At 39.0% G+C, this 22,584-nt stretch carries 23 protein-coding genes; 14 read left to right on the top strand and 9 right to left on the bottom strand.

Going from position 1 to position 22,584, the window contains the following annotated elements:
* Window positions 1–5: 5 nt before the first annotated feature.
* Complete coding sequence (locus FEE95_RS06500) at window positions 6–593, bottom strand: riboflavin synthase (RefSeq protein ID WP_138657067.1); 588 nt, start codon at window positions 591–593, stop codon at window positions 6–8.
* A 59-nt stretch (window positions 594–652) separates the two neighbouring features.
* Here FEE95_RS06500 and pdxA point away from each other — a divergent pair, with 59 nt between their 5' ends.
* The 7 genes from pdxA to FEE95_RS06535 all read left to right on the top strand — a co-directional run bounded on the left by pdxA (window position 653) and on the right by FEE95_RS06535 (window position 7,166).
* Window positions 653–1,699 (top strand): 4-hydroxythreonine-4-phosphate dehydrogenase PdxA, encoded by a 1,047-nt coding sequence (gene pdxA, locus FEE95_RS06505; RefSeq protein WP_138657068.1) that lies wholly within the window; start codon window positions 653–655, stop codon window positions 1,697–1,699.
* 128 nt (window positions 1,700–1,827) lie between these two features.
* Window positions 1,828–2,361, top strand: coding sequence for a YceD family protein (locus FEE95_RS06510; protein WP_138657069.1), 534 nt, complete (start codon window positions 1,828–1,830; stop codon window positions 2,359–2,361).
* Between the two features lie 8 nt (window positions 2,362–2,369).
* A complete protein-coding gene (gene rpmF, locus FEE95_RS06515) occupies window positions 2,370–2,567 on the top strand; it encodes a 50S ribosomal protein L32 (RefSeq protein WP_138657070.1) in 198 nt (65 codons plus the stop codon).
* Window positions 2,568–2,795: 228 nt separating this feature from the next.
* Window positions 2,796–3,791 carry a beta-ketoacyl-ACP synthase III gene (locus FEE95_RS06520; protein ID WP_138657071.1) on the top strand — a complete coding sequence of 332 codons (996 nt, stop codon included), beginning with the start codon at window positions 2,796–2,798 and terminating at the stop codon, window positions 3,789–3,791.
* 29 nt (window positions 3,792–3,820) lie between these two features.
* Window positions 3,821–4,315, top strand: a complete 495-nt coding sequence (gene accB / locus FEE95_RS06525; RefSeq protein WP_138657072.1) for an acetyl-CoA carboxylase biotin carboxyl carrier protein — start codon at window positions 3,821–3,823, stop codon at window positions 4,313–4,315.
* Window positions 4,316–4,391: 76 nt separating this feature from the next.
* Window positions 4,392–5,741 (top strand): acetyl-CoA carboxylase biotin carboxylase subunit, encoded by a 1,350-nt coding sequence (gene accC, locus FEE95_RS06530; protein ID WP_138657073.1) that lies wholly within the window; start codon window positions 4,392–4,394, stop codon window positions 5,739–5,741.
* Between the two features lie 312 nt (window positions 5,742–6,053).
* Window positions 6,054–7,166 (top strand): NAD(P)/FAD-dependent oxidoreductase, encoded by a 1,113-nt coding sequence (locus tag FEE95_RS06535; RefSeq protein WP_138657074.1) that lies wholly within the window; start codon window positions 6,054–6,056, stop codon window positions 7,164–7,166.
* On the opposite strand, the gene FEE95_RS06540 is transcribed toward FEE95_RS06535, so the two are convergent.
* Window positions 7,158–8,135, bottom strand: a complete 978-nt coding sequence (locus FEE95_RS06540) for a hypothetical protein (RefSeq protein WP_138657075.1) — start codon at window positions 8,133–8,135, stop codon at window positions 7,158–7,160. The genes FEE95_RS06535 and FEE95_RS06540 overlap by 9 nt on opposite strands.
* Window positions 8,136–8,281: 146 nt before the next feature.
* On the opposite strand from FEE95_RS06540, the gene FEE95_RS06545 reads away from it, so the two are divergent.
* The 5 genes from FEE95_RS06545 to FEE95_RS06565 all read left to right on the top strand — a co-directional run bounded on the left by FEE95_RS06545 (window position 8,282) and on the right by FEE95_RS06565 (window position 14,025).
* Window positions 8,282–10,003 carry an IlvD/Edd family dehydratase gene (locus tag FEE95_RS06545; protein ID WP_138657076.1) on the top strand — a complete coding sequence of 574 codons (1,722 nt, stop codon included), beginning with the start codon at window positions 8,282–8,284 and terminating at the stop codon, window positions 10,001–10,003.
* 285 nt (window positions 10,004–10,288) lie between these two features.
* Entirely contained in the window at window positions 10,289–10,828 is a 540-nt protein-coding gene (locus FEE95_RS06550; RefSeq protein WP_138657077.1) for a hypothetical protein, read from the top strand.
* Window positions 10,829–10,850: 22 nt separating this feature from the next.
* Window positions 10,851–11,300 (top strand): 3-oxoacyl-ACP synthase, encoded by a 450-nt coding sequence (locus FEE95_RS06555; protein ID WP_138657078.1) that lies wholly within the window; start codon window positions 10,851–10,853, stop codon window positions 11,298–11,300.
* Between the two features lie 67 nt (window positions 11,301–11,367).
* On the top strand, window positions 11,368–11,862 hold the full coding sequence (locus tag FEE95_RS06560; protein ID WP_138657079.1) for a (2Fe-2S)-binding protein: 495 nt from the start codon (window positions 11,368–11,370) through the stop codon (window positions 11,860–11,862).
* A 3-nt stretch (window positions 11,863–11,865) separates the two neighbouring features.
* Entirely contained in the window at window positions 11,866–14,025 is a 2,160-nt protein-coding gene (locus FEE95_RS06565) for a xanthine dehydrogenase family protein molybdopterin-binding subunit (protein WP_138657080.1), read from the top strand.
* A 2-nt stretch (window positions 14,026–14,027) separates the two neighbouring features.
* Here the strand turns inward: FEE95_RS06565 and arfB are convergent, their stop codons facing one another.
* From arfB to FEE95_RS06600, 7 genes are all read right to left on the bottom strand, one after another.
* A complete protein-coding gene (arfB, locus tag FEE95_RS06570; protein WP_138657081.1) occupies window positions 14,028–14,432 on the bottom strand; it encodes an alternative ribosome rescue aminoacyl-tRNA hydrolase ArfB in 405 nt (134 codons plus the stop codon).
* A gap of 2 nt (window positions 14,433–14,434) precedes the next feature.
* A complete protein-coding gene (locus FEE95_RS06575) occupies window positions 14,435–15,412 on the bottom strand; it encodes an ABC transporter ATP-binding protein (RefSeq protein ID WP_138657082.1) in 978 nt (325 codons plus the stop codon).
* Between the two features lie 117 nt (window positions 15,413–15,529).
* On the bottom strand, window positions 15,530–17,686 hold the full coding sequence (locus tag FEE95_RS06580; RefSeq protein WP_138657083.1) for a prolyl oligopeptidase family serine peptidase: 2,157 nt from the start codon (window positions 17,684–17,686) through the stop codon (window positions 15,530–15,532).
* A 99-nt stretch (window positions 17,687–17,785) separates the two neighbouring features.
* Window positions 17,786–18,775: an aspartate-semialdehyde dehydrogenase gene (locus FEE95_RS06585; RefSeq protein WP_138657084.1), complete on the bottom strand. Its 990-nt coding sequence runs from the start codon at window positions 18,773–18,775 to the stop codon at window positions 17,786–17,788.
* A gap of 259 nt (window positions 18,776–19,034) precedes the next feature.
* Entirely contained in the window at window positions 19,035–19,439 is a 405-nt protein-coding gene (mscL, locus tag FEE95_RS06590) for a large conductance mechanosensitive channel protein MscL (protein ID WP_138657085.1), read from the bottom strand.
* Window positions 19,440–19,537: 98 nt separating this feature from the next.
* A complete protein-coding gene (gene alr, locus FEE95_RS06595) occupies window positions 19,538–20,647 on the bottom strand; it encodes an alanine racemase (protein WP_138657086.1) in 1,110 nt (369 codons plus the stop codon).
* Window positions 20,640–21,284, bottom strand: coding sequence for a thymidine kinase (locus FEE95_RS06600; protein WP_138657087.1), 645 nt, complete (start codon window positions 21,282–21,284; stop codon window positions 20,640–20,642). Before FEE95_RS06600 ends, alr begins: the two co-directional genes overlap by 8 nt.
* Window positions 21,285–21,414: 130 nt before the next feature.
* Here FEE95_RS06600 and FEE95_RS06605 point away from each other — a divergent pair, with 130 nt between their 5' ends.
* Window positions 21,415–22,107, top strand: coding sequence for a hypothetical protein (locus FEE95_RS06605; RefSeq protein ID WP_138657088.1), 693 nt, complete (start codon window positions 21,415–21,417; stop codon window positions 22,105–22,107).
* 112 nt (window positions 22,108–22,219) lie between these two features.
* The gene (locus tag FEE95_RS06610) at window positions 22,220–22,576 is read left to right on the top strand and encodes a DoxX family protein (RefSeq protein WP_138657089.1); all 357 of its coding nucleotides are present in this window, start codon (window positions 22,220–22,222) and stop codon (window positions 22,574–22,576) included.
* Window positions 22,577–22,584: the final 8 nt, after the last annotated feature.

The raw sequence follows: 22,584 nt of genomic DNA on the forward strand, positions 1-22,584 counted from the left end.
TAGGCCTACTTTTGTGTCATCAATTTCGCCACATACTTTCCAATAACATCAAACTCCAGATTCACAACCGTTCCTTTTGTATAAGAACCGAATCTTGTGTTTTCATAAGTATACGGAATAATAGCCACACGAAAAGTATTTTCCCCTGAGTCCACGACAGTTAAGCTAGTTCCATCGATGGTGATAGAACCTTTTTCAATAGTAGGATTACCTTTTGAAACATCGTATTCAAAAGAAAAAAACCAACTACCTTCCTTTTCTTCTACAGTAGTACAAACTCCTGTTTGATCCACATGACCTTGTACGATATGGCCGTCTAATCGACTTCCTAAAATCATGGCGCGCTCCAAATTCACTGTATCACCAGCGGTAAGGTTTCCGAGATTTGTTTTTTGAAGTGTTTCTTCGATTGCCGTTACGGTGTATGTACTTCCATTCAAAGAAACAACAGTCAAACAAACGCCATTATGCGCTACACTTTGATCGATTTTCAACTCCTCTGTAATGGCCGAATTGACCGAAATGTGCAGATTGCTTCCCTCTTTTTCTAATTTGGTGACTTTACCCAAAGTTTCGATTATTCCCGTAAACATCTTCCGTTTTTATTACCTAGTTTTGTAAATTAACACTTCAGGCAAAGGTAAAGAATAACATGGACGAAAACAGAAAAATAAAGCTGGGCATTTCCATTGGAGACTTGAACGGAATTGGGTGCGAAGTAGCCTTAAAAACCTTTCAAGATTCTCGAATGCTCGATTTCTGTACGCCTATTTTTTTTGCTTCCAGTAAGACCATTGCCGCGCAGACCAAAGCGCTCCATATGGATATGAGATATAATGGGATTCAGGAAGCTTCAAAAGCAATTGACGGAAAACTGAATGTGGTAAATGTGTGGAAAGAGATTCCAAATCTACAATTCGGAGAAGCTACAGAAGAAGCCGGATCTTATGCCATTAAATCATTAAAAGCAGCAGTGGAAGCGTTGAAAAGTGGTGACATTGATGTACTTGTAACAGCTCCAATCAATAAAAATAATATTCAATCTGATGATTTCAAGTTTCCTGGACATACAGATTATCTAGCGGAAGAATTGGAAGGGGAAAGTCTTATGTTTATGGTAACTGACGGACTTAAAGTGGGCCTTCTAACCGACCACTTAGCCGTTAAAGATGCCCCGGCAGCAATCAATCCGATATTAATACGTACCAAAGTACGAACCATTGAAAAGTCTTTGACAATGGATTTTGGGGTCCGAAGCCCTAAAATTGCGCTACTTGGTATTAATCCGCACAGTGGAGATAATGGAACAATTGGGAAAGAAGACGAGGAAGTTTTAAAACCAGTAATCAAAGAAATGTCGGATGCCGGGCATTTCGTCTTCGGCCCCTATGCTGCGGATAGTTTTTTTGGTTCGGATGCCTACAAGAATTTTGATGCGATTTTGGCTGCTTATCATGATCAAGGTTTGATTCCATTCAAAACGCTATCCTTTGGAAACGGTGTTAATTACACAGCTGGACTGAACAAGGTTCGAACTTCTCCGGACCATGGCACCGCCTATGAAATAGCTGGAAAAGGGGAAGCCGACCATAGTTCTTTTAAGGAAGCTGTTTTTTCTGCGATTCGTATATTCAGGAATAGAACTGAGTATGCCGAACTTACTGAGAATGTTTTGCAGAAACAAAGAACGCGTCGCTAGAATATTATAGTACCCTTATTCTTTAAAAGAGGCTAATTTTTTCGTTTTTAGTCTGTTGTCTATTATCAAAATAATAGTATCTTTGCACCCGCCTTTAATTGAGGCGTTGCGTTATAAACAAGTGGGTTATGATGAAAAAAAAGGAGTTTAGCATTCCTTTTTCAGGATTGAAGCAAGGAAAACACGAGTTTGATTACGTTGTAAATAATGAGTTCTTTGAATCTTTTGCATATACTGATTTCAATGATGCGGATTTGAAATTGCGCGTTTTGCTGAATAAAACAAGCACTATGTTGGAATTTGAATTGGCCTCGGAAGGAGTCGTAAATGTGGATTGTGACATCACAAGTGAACCTTATGAACAGTCTATTTCAACTGAATTGGAGTTGGTGGTGAAGTTTGGTGATGAATACAACGATGAGGATGATGAAATATTGATTATTCCACATGGTGAACATCAGGTGAATATTGCACAGTATGTATATGAAATGATTGTACTGGCGGTTCCTCAGAAAAGAATTCATCCAGGAGTTTTGGATGGAACCCTTGATTCGGAAGCATTAAAAAAGCTAGAAGAACTACAACCAAAAGAAAGAAAAGAAAATACAAAAGAGACAGATCCCCGATGGGATGCATTAAAAAAGTTAATAACGGATAAATAAGTTGTAAAATGGCACATCCTAAAAGAAAAATTTCCAAAACAAGAAGAGACAAAAGAAGAACACATTATAAGGCTGTAGCTTCTACCTTGGCTAAAGATTCTACTACTGGTGAATTGCATTTGTTCCACAGAGCTCACTGGCACGAAGGAAAATTATACTACAAAGGTCAAGTATTGATTGACAAAACTGAGGAGGCGGAAGCGTAATCCAGTTTTTATAGAAAAGCAAAAAATAGACTCCCACTTTTTTAGTTGGGAGTTTTTTGGTGAAAAGAGGTCAAAAAACCTCAAAATAAGGAGCATAAACCAATAGTTTTACTGCCAAAACCCATCTTTCTAAAAAAATGCGTTTTTATGCAAAAAGTCATGGAAAATGAGTAATTTTCCCCAGTTTTTAGCCTTTTTTGAATTTTTTTTGACAAAATCAGCTTAAATATGAGCAAAGTAACAGCAGCTATTACGGCTGTGGGAGGGTATGTTCCAAAATTCGTTATGACCAATAAGATGTTGGAGGAATTCGTTGAAACCAATGACGAATGGATAACTACAAGAACTGGAATAAAAGAAAGAAGGATTTTAAAAAAGGAAGAAGGCGAAGGTTCGTCATATTTGGCAATTCAAGCTGCCAATGATTTACTTCAAAAAAAGGATATTGACCCCTCAGAAATAGACTTGATTATTGTTGCTACGGCTACGCCTGATAGTATGGTTGCTTCAACTGCTGCTTTCGTTGCCTCTGAAATTGGTGCAACAAATGCATTTGCATATGATTTACTGGCAGCATGTTCAAGCTTTCTTTTTGGAATGTCAACGGCATCCAGTTATATTGAATCGGGCAGATACAAGAAAATACTGCTTATTGGAGCGGATAAAATGTCATCCATTATAAATTATAAGGATAGAACTACCTGTATCATATTTGGAGATGGCGCGGGGGCCGTTCTTTTCGAGCCGAACACTGAAGGATTAGGTCTTCAAGACGAATATCTTCGAGCAGATGGCTCAGGAAGGAAGTTTTTAGGAATGGAAGCAGGTGGGTCATTATTGCCAGCAACTCATGAGACCGTTGATGCAAATCAACATTTCATTTTTCAAGACGGAAAATCGGTTTTTAAATTCGCTGTTTCGAACATGGCGGATGTAGCGGAAAAAATTATGCTACGTAACAACCTAAATGATTCTGATATTGCCTGGTTGGTGCCGCACCAAGCTAATAAACGTATTATTGACGCCACAGCCAATCGTATGGGCTTGGACTCTTCGAGAGTAATGATGAACATCCAAAAGTATGGAAATACCACTTCTGCGACCTTGCCATTGCTGTTAGCAGATTACGAAAGTCAATTAAAAAAGGGTGACAACTTGGTCTTTGCCGCTTTTGGCGGAGGCTTTACATGGGGCTCAATTTATCTTAAATGGGCTTATAACTAGAACTAAATAGAACTTAAACCGAAATCTATATGGACATCAAAGAAATTCAAAGTCTAATTAAGTTTGTTGCTAAATCTGGTGCCAGCGAAGTAAAGCTGGAGATGGATGACTTAAAAATCACAATCCGAACAGGAGTGACTGGTAACACAACAGAAACCACTTATGTACAACAAGTACCGGTGGCCCAAGCTGCCATGCCACAAATGATGGCGCCTACCCCGGTTGAACCAACTGCCCCTGCGGCAGAAGCTCCAAGTAGTGATGCAGCTGAGGACGATTCTAAATATATCACTATCAAATCTCCTATAATTGGTACATTCTATCGCAAACCTGCTCCAGATAAACCTTCTTTTGTTGAGGTAGGTGCTGATATTGCCAAAGGAGATGTACTTTGCGTAATCGAAGCGATGAAACTTTTCAACGATATTGAATCGGAAGTTTCAGGTAAAATCGTCAAGATTTTAGTTGATGATTCCTCTCCTGTAGAGTTTGACCAACCTTTATTTTTAGTAGATCCATCATAACTGAATTTTAAGTATTGAATACGGAGCTAAATACTTGTATTTAAAACTGAGAACTTAAAACTTAAAATTTCTAAAGATGTTCAAAAAAATATTGATTGCAAATAGGGGAGAAATAGCACTTCGAGTGATTCGAACCTGCAAGGAAATGGGTATAAAGACCGTTGCGGTCTACTCTAAGGCAGATGAAGAGAGTTTGCACGTTCGTTTTGCTGATGAGGCAGTTTGTATTGGACCAGCCCCCAGTAGCGAATCATACTTGAAAATACCTAATATCATTGCAGCTGCTGAGATTACAAATGCCGATGCAATTCACCCAGGATATGGATTCCTATCGGAAAATTCAAAATTCTCTAAAATTTGCGCAGAACACGACATTAAGTTTATTGGCGCATCTGGAGAGCATATTGATAAGATGGGGGATAAGGCTACTGCTAAGGAGACCATGAAAAAAGCCGGAGTGCCCTGTGTGCCAGGGTCTGAGGGAATTCTTAAAAATGTTGCCGAAGCCAAAAAGATTGCGAAGAAAATGGGTTATCCTGTTATGATTAAGGCGACCGCAGGTGGTGGCGGAAAAGGAATGAGAGCCGTTTGGTCAGAGGACGAAATGGAGGATCTTTATGATAGTGCGGTACAAGAGGCAACTGCTGCTTTTGGAAATGGAGGCATGTACATGGAGAAACTTATTCAAGAACCGCGACATATCGAGATTCAGATTGTGGGTGATCAGTATGGAAAAGCCTGTCATTTATCCGAAAGAGATTGTTCCGTGCAGCGCAGACACCAGAAATTGACCGAGGAAACACCATCTCCTTTCATGACAGATAAATTAAGAGAGGAAATGGGTCAAGCTGCCATCAAAGCAGCAGAGTTCATCAAATATGAGGGAGCTGGAACTGTGGAGTTTTTGGTAGACAAACACCGAAACTTCTATTTTATGGAAATGAATACGCGTATTCAGGTAGAACATCCGATTACCGAGCAAGTAGTGGACTATGATTTAATACGTGAGCAGATTTTAGTTGCTGGCGGAGTCCCTATCTCGGGAAAAAACTATTATCCTAATCTACACTCCATAGAATGCCGTATTAATGCTGAAGACCCCTATAACAACTTTAGACCTTCACCAGGAAAAATAACGACATTACACACACCAGGAGGTCATGGAGTTCGAATGGACACTCATGTGTATAGTGGCTATTCTATTCCCCCGCATTACGATTCTATGATTGCGAAGCTGATAACTACGGCTCAAACGCGTGAGGAGGCAATTAATAAGATGAAAAGGGCACTAGACGAATTTGTCATAGAAGGCATAAAAACAACGATTCCATTCCACAGGCAATTGATGGATCATCCAGATTATTTGGCGGGCAATTACACCACTAAATTCATGGAAGATTTTGAAATGGAACCTGAAACTGAATAATAATAAAAACCCTCATAATTATGAGGGTTTTTTTATGGCTTTTACCCAATGTGAACCTACTTTTTAAAGACCCGAAAACCGACCGCTGAGTTGGTTAAAGGGGTATTTTATCGATCTCTATTAGATAAAATCGTGCTTCATCGATGAAATACCACCCTAGAACGCAGTGATACGAAAGGCAATCTCAGGGAGATTTATTTTAAACAAACCAATGAGTTTGTTTACCCTCTCATATAGATTATCGGTAAACTGCATAAAATTGAATCAAAACCTAGCTCTTTTTACCATTCATTTTGTTCGTATTTTAGTGGGATGAACTTAAGCTATTGGGAATATAAAACCTGGCTTTCTAACATTGATTTTACCGTTGTTGGAAGCGGAATAGTAGGGCTTAATTGTGCGCTGTCACTTCGGGAAAGATTTCCAAAGGCAAAAATCCTCATTTTAGAGAAGGGGACACTTCCGCAAGGAGCAAGTACTAAGAATGCTGGTTTTGCCTGTTTCGGAAGTATTTCGGAGATTTTGGCAGATTTAGAGCATCATTCCGAAGAGGAGGTTTTGGAGCTAGTCCAGAAACGTTGGGATGGGATACAATTGCTCAGAAAAACCCTCGGAGATATACATTTGGATTTTCAACAGCTTGGGGGGCATGAATTGTTTCTAAAAGGACATGATACCCTGTATCAAAGTTGTTTAAAGGAATTGGAGGGGGTAAATCAACTTCTAATGCCAGTTTTCGGTAAAAAGGCTTTTCAGACGAATGAGAACAGTTTCAATTTTAAAAACATCCAGGAGAATTATGTAACCAACTGTTTGGAAGCCCAAATAGATACGGGTAAGATGATGTCAAGCTTACTGAAACTAGCGCAGAAAAACGGAATTAGCATTTTGAACTCGATTAAAGTAGAAGGGTTTACTGAAAATGGTGATATACTGACTGTGCAAACTGACCAATTTGAATTTCAAACCAAAAAGCTATGTATCGCTACGAACGGCTTTGCTTCTCAATTGCTAAGCGAGACTGTAAAACCAGCCCGGGCGCAGGTTTTAATAACCAAACCCATTGAGAATTTGCATATCAAAGGTACCTTCCATTTGGATGAGGGTTATTACTATTTCCGGAATATTGATAATCGAATTCTTTTCGGGGGTGGGCGAAACTTAGACTTCCAAGGAGAAGAAACTTTGAAATTCGGTGAAACCGATTTAATTCAAAACCAATTGGAAACCATACTTAAAGAAAGCATTCTTCCCAATACTCCTTTTGAGATTGAGAGAAGATGGAGTGGTATAATGGGTATGGGTAATCAAAAGAAACCCATTGTCAAACAAGTTTCTAACAATGTGTTCTGCGGCGTTAGATTGGGGGGAATGGGCATTGCGATCGGGAGTTTTGTAGGGAAAGAATTGGCTGATTTAGTCTGACTTGAATCTAATTTTTACCTTTTCAACATTCGATGGTAGTAATCGAGCATAAAAATCACCCTCTCTATTTTCATATTGATTTTCGTCTAAGGCAAGCCATTCTTCTTTTGATAGGAGCAATTGATGATATATTTTCTTTCTTTCTTGAATCCTCTTGTAGCGCAATTCATCTTCTTTAGGAACTTGCTCAATTAGGGACAGTACTTTTGAAAGTATCGTTTGAGTTTCTGCTTTTTTCAGAGTTTCTTGTTGTTTGCCGATATACCTTATGTAAAATCTGGATAAGGTATATTTTCCCCATAGCGATTCAGGATATTCATTTACAAACTTCTCTAAAAGCACTATAGTTTCTTCAACAGGTTTATGTCTGGAATAAACGCTTATTAAATTCCTTTGTATTCTAATCTGCTTCGTTTTTGGGATAGAATCTGAAAGCAACAACAAATTCAAAGTATGTACCAACCTCTCTGGATACGGTAAGAAAAAAACAGGATCAATTTTGGCTTTGATTGGATTGGAAACTAGTATAACACTATCCCGCAATTTATAGGTGAAGCGTACTTCGGTTTCATAGTCACCTTGATACTTTTTAATGTAAATTTTTTGCCAGGTATAGTGGTCTGGTTGTAGTTTTATATGCCTAACTCCCATTCCGCAAATAATGTACCGAGTAGGTTCTTGGTCAATTATCTTCCACTCCCCATTTTGGTCGATCGCTTCTTTTGAAAACTCAATATGGCTTGAATGCCCTATAAAGTGCTCTATATCCTTAGCACTTCGATTGATAAGAAAAACCCCAATGTTTCCTGATTTCATGGATTTGGCTTTGACATAAACCTTTCCTTCGTTCGTTGGGGTTGTTACCTTTAATTTTTTGACAATTTTATTCGCATAAGTTCTATTTTGACTAATTGCAGAATTAGAAATGATAAAAAAGAGGATGGCAAATAAAAGATTTGACCCTTTCATAAATTACGATTGATATTGTCTCATATTAGAGGTCACAATAATCGTTCCTAGCTCGGATTAGGTCTGCGAAATGAATAAAAATGCAACCCTCTTCATTTGAAACCTCATATTTTTCCTAATTTAAACGGATAAATCAGTAACCGATAATGGCAAAAAAGAAAAAACTAAGAAGCAGCGAGTGGTTTGGTGGAAAAGATAAGATGGGCTTCGTGCATCGTTCTTGGCTTCGCAACCAAGGCTATCCCGATGATTATTTTCAAGGAAAACCGGTTATCGGAATCTGCAATACTTGGTCTGAGTTAACTCCATGTAACGGTCATCTTCGTGATTTTGCAGAAGTCGTTAAAAGAGGTATTTTGGAAGCTGGCGGATTTCCGTTGGAATTTCCCGTAATGTCCTTAGGCGAGACCATTATTCGCCCTACAAGTATGTTGTTTCGAAACCTTGCCAGTATGGATACTGAGGAATCCATCCGTGGGAATCCGTTAGATGGCATTGTTCTATTGACCGGTTGTGATAAGACCACACCTTCAACAGTTATGGGGGCTTGTAGTGTTGATTTGCCTACTATCGTTGTACCTGGCGGGCCTATGTTGAGCGGGCGTTTTCGAGGTGAGAAAATAGGTTCTGGTTCAATGAACTGGATGATAAAGGAAAAACAGAAGAAAGAAGGGTATTCCACAGCTGATTTTACCGAAGCCGAGGTTTGTGTTGCTAGAAGTATAGGGCACTGTAATACTATGGGTACGGCCTCAACCATGGCCACCATGGTTGAGGCTTTGGGCCTGACCCTACCGGGATTTTCCTCTATTCCAGCTGCTGATTCAAGAAAAAAGTTGTTCGCCCAATTATCAGGAAGACGTATCGTTGAAATGGTAAAAGAAGATTTGAAGCTGTCCAAAATACTTACTAGAAAGGCTTTTGAAAATGCTATTATTACTAATGCGGCTGTTGGAGGTTCCACCAATCTGATTATTCATCTCACCGCAATTGCTGGGCGAATTGGAGTTGATTTGAAGTTAGAGGATTTTGATACGGTTGGCAGCAAAGTCCCACTTTTGCTTAATTTAAAACCTTCTGGCAAACACCTCATGGAAGACTTTTTCTATGCTGGGGGACTTCCCGTAGTACTAAAGGAGCTTCAAAAATTATTGCATAAGAACACCATCACGGTAAATGGAAAGGCGCTAACCCAAAATTATCAAGATGCCATTTGCTACGATACTGATGTGATATCAACTTTGAAAAAACCGCTTCAGAAAGAAGCAGGAATAGCTGTTTTAAAAGGAAACCTCTGCGAAAACGGGGCTGTAATCAAACCTTCCGCCGCAAGCAAGAAATTAATGAACCACAAAGGCAAAGCCGTTGTCTTTGAAAGTATGGAAGACTATCACAAGCGAATAGATGAGCCTGACCTAGATATTGACGAAAATAGTGTTATAGTCCTAAAAGGGGTTGGGCCAAAAGGATATCCAGGAATGCCTGAAGTTGGTAATGTGGACCTTCCTGAAAAACTGATTTTGAAAGGAGTTACTGATATGGTACGAATTTCAGATGGTCGAATGAGTGGTACGGCCGCTGGAACGGTCATTTTACATGTATCACCAGAATCGACCGTTGGCGGAACTTTGGCCTTGGTTAAAAATGGAGACATGATTCATCTAGATGTTAAAAAAAGAAAACTACACTTAGCTATTTCTGATGAAGAATTGGAAAAACGAAAAGTTGCTTGGAAGGCTCCAAAACCGCTTGCGTCTAGAGGTTATGTAAAAATGTACATTGATCACGTAGAACAAGCCGATAAAGGTGCTGATTTAGACTTTTTAGTGGGTGGATCGGGTTCTAAAGTTGATCGTAATCTACACTAATATTCTATAAATATCTGGTAGTGAGCGTTTTGAATTTTCACTTCATCGAATTTTCAAAAAAGCATGGTTTTTTCTTATCTCCAAGTTGATTTTATCCCTATATTGCCCATCCCCGAAAAATATAGGACTCTGCCCTGAGTCCTGTGTTTTAATAGAACTCAACCGTTCCCACATGTAAGTTTATACATGTTAGGTCTTATGCCCATAATGGTGCAGCAATGAAATTTAAATGGTCTAGAACAACCGGTTTAATAGCTGCTAATTATTCTATTAAGAACACTACACATGAAAAACGAACTTAACCTAATTCAAAAAGGCATACTATTATCCCTATTTCTGTTTTGCAGCTTTCTTTCTTCCCAAGAAAACGATAACCTTTATGCGAGTGCAGAAGATGTTAACATGCTTGTCTTAGAGCCTTCATATACCAGTTCTAGAACTAATAAAACGTTTGAGAAAAAGTTTCACTATCTAGTAGCTAGAGCATATTTTAAACTTCTTGCTGAAGCGCAAAAGTCTGAAAGGAAGCTACGAATCGAATTTGAACGTTATTCCTTTGAAAACGAAGAATTTGACAGAGCTGGTAATCAAGTTTTTCAAGACAAATTCAATTTGGCCTTTAAAAAGTACAAAGCGCATAGCGACATGCTTTCTGGACTAAAATCATGGAATCTCTTCAGTGAAGATAGAACTGGAGATATGTTTTACTTTATGGCTGAAAACGAAGATTTTATTTTTAAAATGTACAAAGGAAAATTACCAGAGGATAAAATGGTCAGATATTTAATCTATAAATTGGCCGATCTCTATCACCTTGAAGGGTAGAATTGATTATCTTTCCGTTTCAATGAGTATAAAGAAAGAGCTTCAGGAGTTTTGTCAAGAGTATGTTAGGGAAAGAACAAAACGTATACAAGACAGTATTAGTAACATTCAAGAATCCTTAGCTTCTGAAACCAAGAGCAGTGCTGGTGATAAACATGAAACCGGTAGGGCCATGTTACAATTGGAAAGGGAGAAACTAGGACAACAATTACTAGAAGTTGAACGAATGGCTATCATTCTCTCGAGAATATCAATTTCCATGAGGACAAACGCAGTGCTCCTAGGAAGTTTGGTTAAAACCTCAAAGCGAGACTACTTTTTGGCAATTTCAGCAGGAGCTTACGAAGGTGCTACCAATCCCATTTACTGTATTTCAAGGGCAGCCCCTATCGGAAAACTACTTTTAGGCAAGTCGATTGGTGATGTGGTTGATTTTGACGGGGAGAAAATACGAATCTCCGAAATACTTTAGGCCTCTTTTTTCTGCTATAGAATCAAATTGCGTAATTTGTTATCATACAAATCAATACCCCCTTTTCATGAAAATATCCTTTGTTTTAAATGGTGTTTCTAAATCTTTGGAAATCGCTGACGGTAATACCCCTTTAATATGGGTTATTCGAGATATCCTTGATTTAAAAGGAACCAAATTTGGTTGTGGAAAAGCGGCATGTGGTGCATGTACACTTCACGTAGATGGTAATGCTATACGCTCTTGTTCTTATCCTATTCAACTTGTTGAAGGCAAACAAATCACTACCATTGAAGGTCTCGGGAATGAAGAAAACCCGCACCCCGTACAACAAGCATGGGTTGAAGAAATAGTACCGCAATGTGGCTACTGTCAACCTGGTTTTATGATGGCTACGGCGGCATTGTTAGATAAGAACCCAGCTCCGACAGATGAGGATATCGATAATGCAATAACCAATGTTTGCCGATGTGCCACTTATTATCGCATGCGGAAAGCAATTCATAGGGCGGCTGAATTGAATGCAGAAATCAATGCAAATATTGATGTACAAAATTCATAGACCATGAGCAAGAAGAAAATATCACGTCGTAAATTTTTGGTTCGCGGAGGTTTGGGTTCTATTGGAGTTTTGGCAGTAGGCACCTACGTGTTTCGAAACCCCATTCGCAGAGGTATTGCGGGCGCTATTGATACGGGGGAAACGCCTTATGTTGGAAATACAAATGCTCCCATAATTTGGTTTGAAGTCACGTCTGAGAATAACATAATATTGCATAGCCCAAAAGTAGAAATGGGTCAAGGAACGTTTACGGGTCTGGCGCAAATGGCTGCGGATGAGTTAGAGGTTTCAATGGAACAAATGCTAGTTGTTCATGCGAATTCTGCTTCCGGTAATATGGATGGTTTTGCCACTGGTGGAAGCACCTCGATATCTACCTTATGGGTTCCTTTGAGAGAGCTGGCCGCTACTATGCGAGAGATGATTAGAAACGAGGCAGCCGTTAAAATGGGTATTTCTGCGGAGAATTTAAGTATTTCAAACGGAGTGTTTTCTTCGGATAGAAAAACGATGACCTACGCCGAAGCTGTTAAAGATGTTACGGAATGGGAAATTCCCGATACTCCGGCTTTAAAAGATATCAAAGCGTATAAGTTTATAGGAAAACCGATTCCAAGGGTCGATTTGAAGGATAAGGTCTTCGGGACACCAATGTATGGAATGGACGCTACCATGCCCGATATGCTCTATGGCGCGGTAGTTCGCCCCACAAAGATTGGCGCCAAGTTCATTGATGCTGATACATTAAAGGCAGAAAGCATGCCAGGAGTGGTCAAAATAGTCAAAGAGAAAGATTTTGTTGGGGTAATCGCAAATTCCCAAACGGAAGCAGAGAATGCCAAAAATGTGATTGATGCCAAGTGGGAAGTTGAACGCAACTGGCAGACTTCTGATATTGAGGCAATGATAGCAGTAGGAAAGGGAGAACCTTTCGTAATTCAAAAAGAAGGAAGCGCTAAAGACATTTTAGAAGATTCAGAGGACACTATTATTTCGGAATATAAAAGTCCTATCGGTGCACATGCCCAACTTGAACCTAATGGCGCACTGGCATATGTTGAAGCTGACAAAGCGACCATCATGATGTCAACCCAAGTGGTGAAAATTACAAGGGATGAAATTGCAGATAGAATCGGACTAGATAGTGACCAGGTGAACATAGTTCCGACCTTCTTAGGAGGAGGGTTTGGGCGACGACTGCATACTCCCAACGGAATTCAGGCGGCCGTACTTTCAAAAGCCGTTGGAAAGCCTGTGAAGTGTTTTTTTAGCAGGACAGAAGAATTTCAAAATGACACCTTCAGACCGCCAACAAATCATGTTTTAAAGGGAAAGTTAGACGCCAATGGAATGATTGAAGCCATAGAGCACAATGTTTCCAGTGGAGATGTGGCCTGGGGCTCACCCATGCTGCCGGGTATTTTAGAACATATTTTGGGCGCAGATTTGGGCGCTTGGCGAGGTGGAATGATTCAATATGGGGAAATTCCGAATTACCGAACAATTTCATGGCGCAAGAAATTGCCCTTCGCAACAAGTTGGTGGCGTAGTTTGGGGCTACTAGCAAACACTTTTGCTGTGGAAAGTTTTATGGACGAACTTGCCATAGCGGCTAAAAAGAATCCTATTGAATTTCGACTGGCCCAAATACAAGATGATGATAGAGGCTTCCGTCTGAAGGAAGTTATTAAAGCTGCTGAAGAAAAATCGGGGTATACAGACGAAGTTGTAAATGGACGGGCTATGGGCTTTGCCGCATCCACAGATGTAAATACACCTTGCGCTCAAGTAGCTGAGGTATCCATAGAGAACAATGAAATAAAAGTACATAAGGTAACCTGTGCTATGGACCCTGGTTTGGCTGTAAATCCAGATCAAGTAAGAGCGCAATGTGAAGGCGCTATAATTATGGGAATGAGTGCTTCAATGTTCGAAAAGATGGAGGTTGAGGATGGTGAACTAACGCCAACAATTTATGGTCCGTATAAGATGGCTACAATGCGAAATACACCCAAAGAGATTGATGTGGTATTACTTCAAAATTCTGGTGTGCCAGGAGCTGTGGGCGAACCTCCGTTGGGGCCGATAGGTGCAGCTGTAGCGAATGCGGTTTTTAGACTTACTGGAAAAAGGCTACGGGAAATGCCATTGAAGTTGACTTAAATTCAATCCAAATCAGGTTTGGTACGATTCGCTTTCTTTTGAGCTGCCTTTTTCTTGCTTTTTAATCGCCTCTCAACTGAAGCTTTTGAGGGTTTCGTCGCTTTTCTCTTTTTGGGGACTTTAAAGGCATTCTCAATCAGGTCGAAAAAACGTTTGATGGCAAGTTCCTTGTTTTTATGCTGACTCCGGCTTTCATCGCATTGAAGAAGTAATAAGCCATTCTTGGCAAGTCGATTTTTTAATTTTAATAAAACACGCTCCTTTTCGTCTTCAGATAGGGCATTTGTTGTAAATACATCGTAAGACAATTCAATTTTGGTGGAAACCTTGTTGACATGTTGTCCGCCAGTTCCACTGCTTCTTACAGCTTTGAATTGGAGTTCTTGAACAATCTTTTCTCTATCCATGACTAGACGCTTCCCATTCTTTGGTTAATGACCTCAATTGAGATATTCAAAAAAACCTCTTTCCCCTCTTCCAAGGCTTCATAATGATTGAAGTATACATCTTGTCCTTCATAGGTTCCTACAACTAAATAATGACCTCCCATATAATAAGAACCTTTCACTGTAGCTTCCAGGCCGGATTTTGCTGAAACCTTAAATTCATGTGCGTAAACGATGATTTGTCTTTTTGTATCCGCGTAGGATTTTACGATATTGATAGGAATTTTATTAGCTTCCCCGAACAGGGATGCGATATAGAGATCCTTGGGGTTTCGATATAAATTCTCTGGGCTATCTTTTGCAATAATTCGATTATTTCGCAAGACGATAACACGGTTAGCAAAAGGAAGCATATCATTGTGATCGTGTGTAGCCGTCAAAACCGTAATATTTTGTTTTCTTAGATATGCGAAAAGATTTCTGCGCATACTATTTTTTCGAAAATTATCGATATGGCTAAAAGGTTCATCAAGAAGCAGAACTTGTGGTTCTTGTGCCAATACTCTTGCTAAGGCTACTCTTTGCTGCTGTCCACCACTTAGAAATCGCACTTTAGTTTGTGCGAAATCGGTCATCTCAATCATCTCTAATAACTCATTTGTTCGTTCTGCCAAAACTTCAGGTTCAAGAACAGAAAGATATTGACTCACATTCTCATAAACCGTGGTATACGGCATAAGATCAAAGTCTTGTGAAAGATATTTCATATACGACTCACCGGGAACCAGATTATATAACGGCCCTAGAACTTGAGAATCGTTCCAATAAACTTCGCCGGTTTTTATTTGAAGCAGGCCATATATTATTTTAAGGAGTGTACTTTTTCCGCAACCACTTTCACCAATGATGCAAACGTGCTCACCCTCATTTACCTTCAGATTAATATCTTCAAGAACGAGTGTTTTATCATAGGCAAAAGAAACATGATCTACTTGTAGCATTATATAGGTCGAAATTTGATTGAGTTTTATCTGTATTCTCTTTGGCAGAGTTGGGGTGATACAAATAAAAAGTCCGTCTCTATCAAAGAAACGGACTTTGTTCTTAAATATTGAAAATTAGTCTTTAAATTCTCTTAATACAGCTTGGTTTGGCAACTCTTCGAAGCCCATATTATATAGGGTAAAACCATAAATATCAGCATACTGCTCAATAGTTTTGCTTACCGGAGTTCCTGCACCGTGACCTGCGTTTGTCTCAATACGAATTAAAGTCGGATTGCTTCCCGCTTGCTTTTCTTGTAATTCGGCTGCGAATTTGAAACTGTGTGCGGGCACCACACGATCATCATGGTCTCCAGTTGTTACTAATGTTGCGGGATATTCCACACCTGCTTTCACATTGTGAACTGGAGAATACCCTTTTAAATATTCAAACATTTCCTCACTTTCTTCGGAAGTGCCATAGTCATAGGCCCAGCCCGCACCAGCGGTAAATGTATGGTAACGTAGCATATCTAAAACGCCAACAGCGGGCAATGCTACTTTCATCAAGTCAGGGCGTTGGGTCATTGTGGCCCCAACTAAAAGCCCTCCATTACTGCCACCCCTAATGGCCAAATAATCTGATGAGGTATAATTGTTTGCAATCAAATATTCTCCTGCAGCTATAAAATCATCAAATACATTTTGTTTTTGCAACTTGGTGCCAGCATCGTGCCATTTCTTGCCATACTCCCCGCCACCACGTATGTTCGGCACAGCGTAAATTCCACCTTGTTCCATCCAAACAGAATTTGTAATGCTGAAGGAAGGCGTAATACTTACATTAAAGCCTCCATATGCATAAAGGATTGTTGGATTTTTTCCATTTAATTCAATTCCCTTTTTATGCGTAATCATCATTGGAATTTTAGTGCCATCCTTTGACACATAAAATACTTGATTGCTTTCATATTCTTCGGAATTAAAATCGATTTCAGGTTTCCAATACGATTGATATTCTCCCGTTTCGACATTGAATTTATAGGATGAGCCAGGAATGATATAGTTCGTGAAATAGAAATAGAACTCTTTGTCTTCTTTTTTACCACCAAAACCAGAAGCACTTCCTAAGCCCGGAAGCTTTACTTCACGGACTAACTTTCCGTCATAATCGTACTGCTTAACTTTTGAAAGGGCATTGACCATATATTCAGCAAAAAAGTAGCCGCCACCAGTATTAGGAGAAAGAACGTTTTCCGTTTCTGGAATAAAATCAACCCAATTTTCCATGCTAGGGTTGGAAGCGTCTACGGTAACTATCTTCTTGTTTGGTGCATTTCTGTCGGTAACAATAAAAAGTTTTGAACCAACATTCTCGATGATGTAATTATCAGACTCAGTATCGTCGACAATGGGGATTAAAAGTCCGTTTGGGTCTTTTAAATCTTGAATAAATAGTTTGTTGCCAGAGGTTGAATTAGAAGCCGAAACCACCAAATAGTTTTGGTCTTCCGTTACACCAGCACCAATATAACGGTGTTTTTCATCAGGTCTTTCCCCGTAAATCAGCTCATCTTTTGACTGTGGAGTTCCCAATTTATGATAGTAAACTTTGTGCTGGTCCGTTTTAGCGGAAAGCTCACTTCCTTTAGGTTTGTCGTAACTGGAATAGTAAAAGCCATCGTTCCCTTTCCAAGATAGTCCGCTGAACTTGATATCAACTAAAGTGTCTTCCATAATTTCTTTGGTCTCGGCGTTTAGAACGATTGCTTTTCGCCAATCACTACCGCCCTCTGAGATGAGATGAGCAGCCATGGAACCGTCTTTTGTAAAGCTCAGTCCAGCTAGGGAGGTAGTTCCATCTTCAGAGAATGTATTGGGGTCTAGAAATACCTTAGCTTCACCGTTTCCTTTTTTCCTGTAGACGACATATTGATTTTGGAGTCCGTCATTCTTATAGAAATAGGTATAGTCACCTTCTTCAAAGGGGGTGCCAATCTTTTCGTAATTCCATATTTTTTCCAACCGCTTTTTAAGGTCATCTCGAAAAGGAATGTTCTCTAAATATCCAAAAGTGGTTTTATTTTGTGTTTTTACCCAAGCCTCGGTTTCAGGACTGCGGTCATCTTCTAACCAACGAAATGGGTCTTTAACTTCAGTTCCGAAATAAGTATCTACAGAATCAGCTTGGGCGGTAGTTGGGTAATTCACAACAATAGGTTCTTTTTTGGTTTGAGTTTGACAAGCCACTAGGAAAATCGCAAGTAGTGGTATAAATATTATTTTTTTCATTGGGCATATAGATTAATACTTCATAAAAATACCACAAAAAAACCCTTGACTTGTCTAGCAGTCAATGGTTTTAATAGCAATCTAACTAGATTGTAAATATTATACCAATTGGTTTTTAATCAAATATTCTGCAATTTGGACCGCATTGGTGGCCGCTCCTTTACGGAGATTATCAGAGACAATCCACATGTTTACGGTATTTGGCTGGGTTTCGTCTCGTCGAATACGTCCAACAAAAACCTCATCCTTATTATGCGCATAAATCGGCATTGGGTAGGTGTTTGTATCTGGATTATCTTGAACGGTAACTCCGTCAGTATCATTAAGAATTCCTCGAATTTCATTGAGCGCAAAGTCGTTATGAAATTCAACATTCACAGATTCTGAATGTCCGCCAGCCGTTGGTATACGAACTGCTGTAGCACTTATTGAAAAACTTCTATCGTCCAATATTTTTTGTGGTTCACGTGCCAATTTCATTTCTTCTTTGGTATAACCGTTTTCCATGAAGACATCACAATGTGGCAAGGCATTTCTACTTATAGGATATGGGTAGGCCATTTCTCCTTTAACCCCCGCAATTTCATTTTCAAGCTGTTTTACAGCTTTTACTCCAGTTCCTGATACCGATTGATATGTTGATATTACCACCCGCTTCATTTGGTACTTTTTATGAAGTGGAGCCAAGGCCATCACCAATTGGATTGTCGAGCAATTGGGATTGGCAATAATTTTATCTTCTGAAGTCAATTCGGTGGCGTTAATCTCTGGAACGACCAACTTTTTAGTAGGGTCCATGCGCCAAGCAGATGAGTTATCGATTACCGTGGTACCCACTTCTGCAAATTTTGGTGCCCATTCCAAGGAAGTATCCCCACCTGCAGAAAATATAGCAATATCCGCCTTGGCGGCAACAGCATCTGCGAGACCAATGATGGTATGTTCAACTCCTTTATAAGACAATTTTTTGCCTACTGAACGTTCGGATGCTACCAAAAGCAATTCCGTAATTGGAAAATTACGCTCAGCTAATACTTTCAACATTACTTCGCCTACCATTCCGGTGGCTCCTACTAAAGCTACTTTCATTTTAATTTGAATTGAAGCGCAAAGGTATGGTAACAGCTAGTTCTGCACAATAAGAAGTTAGAGCATTATTAAAAATATAACAAAATGTTTTAAAAACAACAAACTACAAAAATAGTATAGCCTAAATCCAATTTGTATACGTAGTTATCTGAAAATCTTAACTAAAAAACCGCCAAGCTTGTTAGCGATAACAAGATTGACGGTTCAGGGTTGGTTAGTATAGCGGTACTATCCTATAGGAATTAGGATAGATATTCTATTACTTTCTTAAAGAATCGCGAATTTCAGTAAGTAATTCCTCAGCTGTTGGTCCTGCTGGAGCAGCTTCTGGTTCTGGAGCTTTCGTTTTGTTATATGCCTTAACGAGCATAAACATAACAAGTCCAACAATAAGTAAATTAACTATTGTGTTAATCCAAGCTCCGTATGCGATTACCGCTCCTCCTGCTTCCTTAGCTGCTGCTAAGGTATTATAGTCGTTACCGTCCATTGCAACGTGTAAATCTTCAAAGTTCATCCCTCCTGCGAAGTGACCAACAAAGGGCATAGCAATATGGTCCACAAAACCGTTTATAACGAGACCTAAAGCTCCTGCCATAATTACGGCCACAGCAAAATCAATGACATTGCCCGTCATAATGAAATCCTTAAATTCTTTTAACATGATACTAGTATTTTAGTTGGTTAATTAAACTATTTGCAAAATCAATGCCATGCAATGTAAGAAAAAAAAAGATTCCTAACGAAATGTTAAATAAGAAATTATGATTCTATGAAAACGCGTTTAACACGTTGTGATATGCTTGTAAGGAGTTCGTAAGATATTGTTTTAGAGGTAGATGCGAATTCTTCGGCACTAGGATTTCCTCCGAAAACAACAACTTCATCACCTTCTTGACAATCAATATTCGTAACATCAATCATGATCATATCCATACAAACATTACCAATGATAGGGGCTTTTTGTCCATTTACGCTTACATATGTCTTCCCGTTACCATATTGTCTACCTATTCCATCCGCATGGCCCAAAGGCAATGTTGCCGTTATCTGATATCCTTCTGAAGTAAATGCTCTATTGTATCCTACGGTTTCGCCGGGTTCAATCTTATGAATTTGTGAGATAATGGTATTTAAACTTGCCACTGGCTTTAAAACGGCGTCGATTTTTACATTATTTCCAAATCCGTAGAGACCGATTCCACTTCTGACCATATCGAACTGCGCTTCTGAATAATTGATAATCCCTGAAGTATTTAGAAGGTGTTTGAAAGGCTTAGGATTGATTTTTTCATCAAATTCTTGAGTGATTTTACGAAAATTGCTAATCTGCTTAAGGGTGAAATCTTTTTCATTTAAATCTTCAGATGCGGCTAAGTGTGAAAATATAGAAGTTACTATTATTTCATCACGCCCCTCAAGTTTTTTTTTAATGTAATCAATATCATTTTCCCAAAATCCTAAGCGATTTAGACCCGTATTAAATTTGATATGAACTGGATATTCTTTTTGTCTTAACTCTTTGGCAACCTCTAAAAACTCCATCAAAATCTTTGGAGAATATATGCTTGGCTCCAAACAACACTCGATAAGTTCTGTAAAATTGATGGCTTGCGGGTGAAGTACTAAAATCGGGGTCTTAATTCCGGCATTTCGAAGTTGCACTCCTTCTTTTACATAGGCTACCGCAAAATAGTCTACTCCTAATTTCTCGAGTTTTTGAGCGATTTTGATGGAATCACTTCCGTAGGCAAAGGCTTTTACAACACCGAGAAACTTGGTCTCAGGTTTTAATTTTCCCTTTAGGTAACGATAGTTATGTTCTAAATGGTTAAGATTGATTTCTAAAACAGTCTCGGCGGTTTTAGGCATTAGCATCCTTTTTGGTTGAATCAATTTCTTCCGAATCAACTTTCATATCCTTCACCTTTTCTTTCAGCATTGCTTTGTAGTATGCCGCTCTGCTCAAAGGTTCGTATTCTTCCGTTTCCCCAAGCATTACCAAATCATCATTACTTGATTTTCGAAAACTGTAACTCGCTAAGTTTCCAGTTCTTGTACAGATGGCATGTACTTTAGTAACATACTCTGCAGTTGCCATAAGTGCTGGCATAGGTCCGAAGGGGTTTCCTTTGAAATCCATATCGAGTCCCGCAACTACAACACGAACTCCTTTATTGGCTAAATCATTACAAACAGTTACAATCTCGTCATCAAAAAATTGGGCTTCATCAATGCCCACTACATCACAGGTATCGCCTAAAATTCTAATATTGGCAGCTGCCGGAACGGGCGTCGAACGAATTTCATTTGCATCATGAGAAACCACCATATCCTCATCATACCTGACATCAACCATAGGTTTGAAAATCTCCACTCTTTGTTTGGCGAATTGCGCGCGTTTCAATCTACGTATCAATTCCTCGGTTTTACCAGAAAACATCGAGCCGCAGATAACTTCTATCCAGCCGAATTGTTCTTTATGATTAACGGTATTTTCGAGAAACATTTTGTAATTTTAGACGAAAATAGGGTGTTTTTTCGTTCTGTTAATACGGAATTTTAAATTTAGCAAAGAAAGGCACAAGTTTTGCTAAATATCTAGAAGAAAATATCCCGATTTTTAATTTGAAGTCCAGATGAAACGAAAACTAAAAGAAGAGCTAGTTAAATTATCTACTGATATCATTACTTCCCGTGATATGAACGAAATTACCGATATGTATGAGGCTGCAAAAACCTTGTATGAAAAGCTAGCGGTTCTCAAGTTTATTGATGAGAAATTGACAGATATAGAAATTGATGTTTCCAAAAACGTCATCGCGGCTAAGTTCGAAAAAATGGCAAATGCGGTGTTAAATGCTAATACAGGGGTACCTGAGAGCAATCCACATCAGGAAGATATTATATCACATCCTGGCATGGATACTATTAAAGATATGGTTTCTGAAATGCCTACGGAAACAAATGTAGATGAGGTTCTGAATGAGTTTTTAGGAAATCAAGACCTAATAATAAAGAATGACAAAGAACTTTTTATGCCAGCAAAAAGTGAGCTTAAAAAGGAAACGGTTACGAAGTCATTGAATGATAAACTAAACGGAAAAGAAATCAAGGTTGATTTGAACAATCGTCTTGCTTTTGTGAAACATCTGTTCAATGGAAGTACTGAAGACTATAATCGGGTCTTATCGCAATTGAGTACTATTGATACCGAAGAACGTTCGATTGCCTTTATCGATAATATGGTAAAACCTGATTATAACAATTGGGAAGGCAAAGAAGAATACGCAGAACGATTTATGAATTTAATCGAACGTAGATTCGCGTAAATCTGAAAATGGATAAAACATTAACCCCTCCATCAAACATGATGGAGGGTTTTTTATTCCCCATTTTGTTAGCATTCGTTAACTTGTCGACTATTACAGGAAAGCTTTTCTCATGAATATTCAAAAAATAGCATACTACATTGCCACTGGGGTTTTAACCTCTATAATGATTTATTCAGTTCAAATGTATTTGAGAAACCCTGAGGAAATTGCCGGGTATTTTGAGAGTGTCAATTACCCTGGTTATTTAGTATATCCATTAGCAATAGCTAAGATTTTAGGCTTAATTGCTATCTGGGGAAATTTTTCTAAATCATTAAAAGAATGGGCCTATGCAGGATTCTTTTTTGATGTAACACTAGCTTTTGCGGCACACATGGTCGCCAAAGATGGAGGAGAGCTATTCTCGATAATCGCATTCGTAGCATTGATGATATCCTATTTTTTAGGAAAAACTGTACGAACATAATTTCATAG

The organism is Maribacter algarum (ex Zhang et al. 2020) (genome assembly GCF_005885635.1).
In the GTDB taxonomy this organism is placed as follows: Bacteria; Bacteroidota; Bacteroidia; order Flavobacteriales; family Flavobacteriaceae; genus Maribacter_C; species Maribacter_C algarum.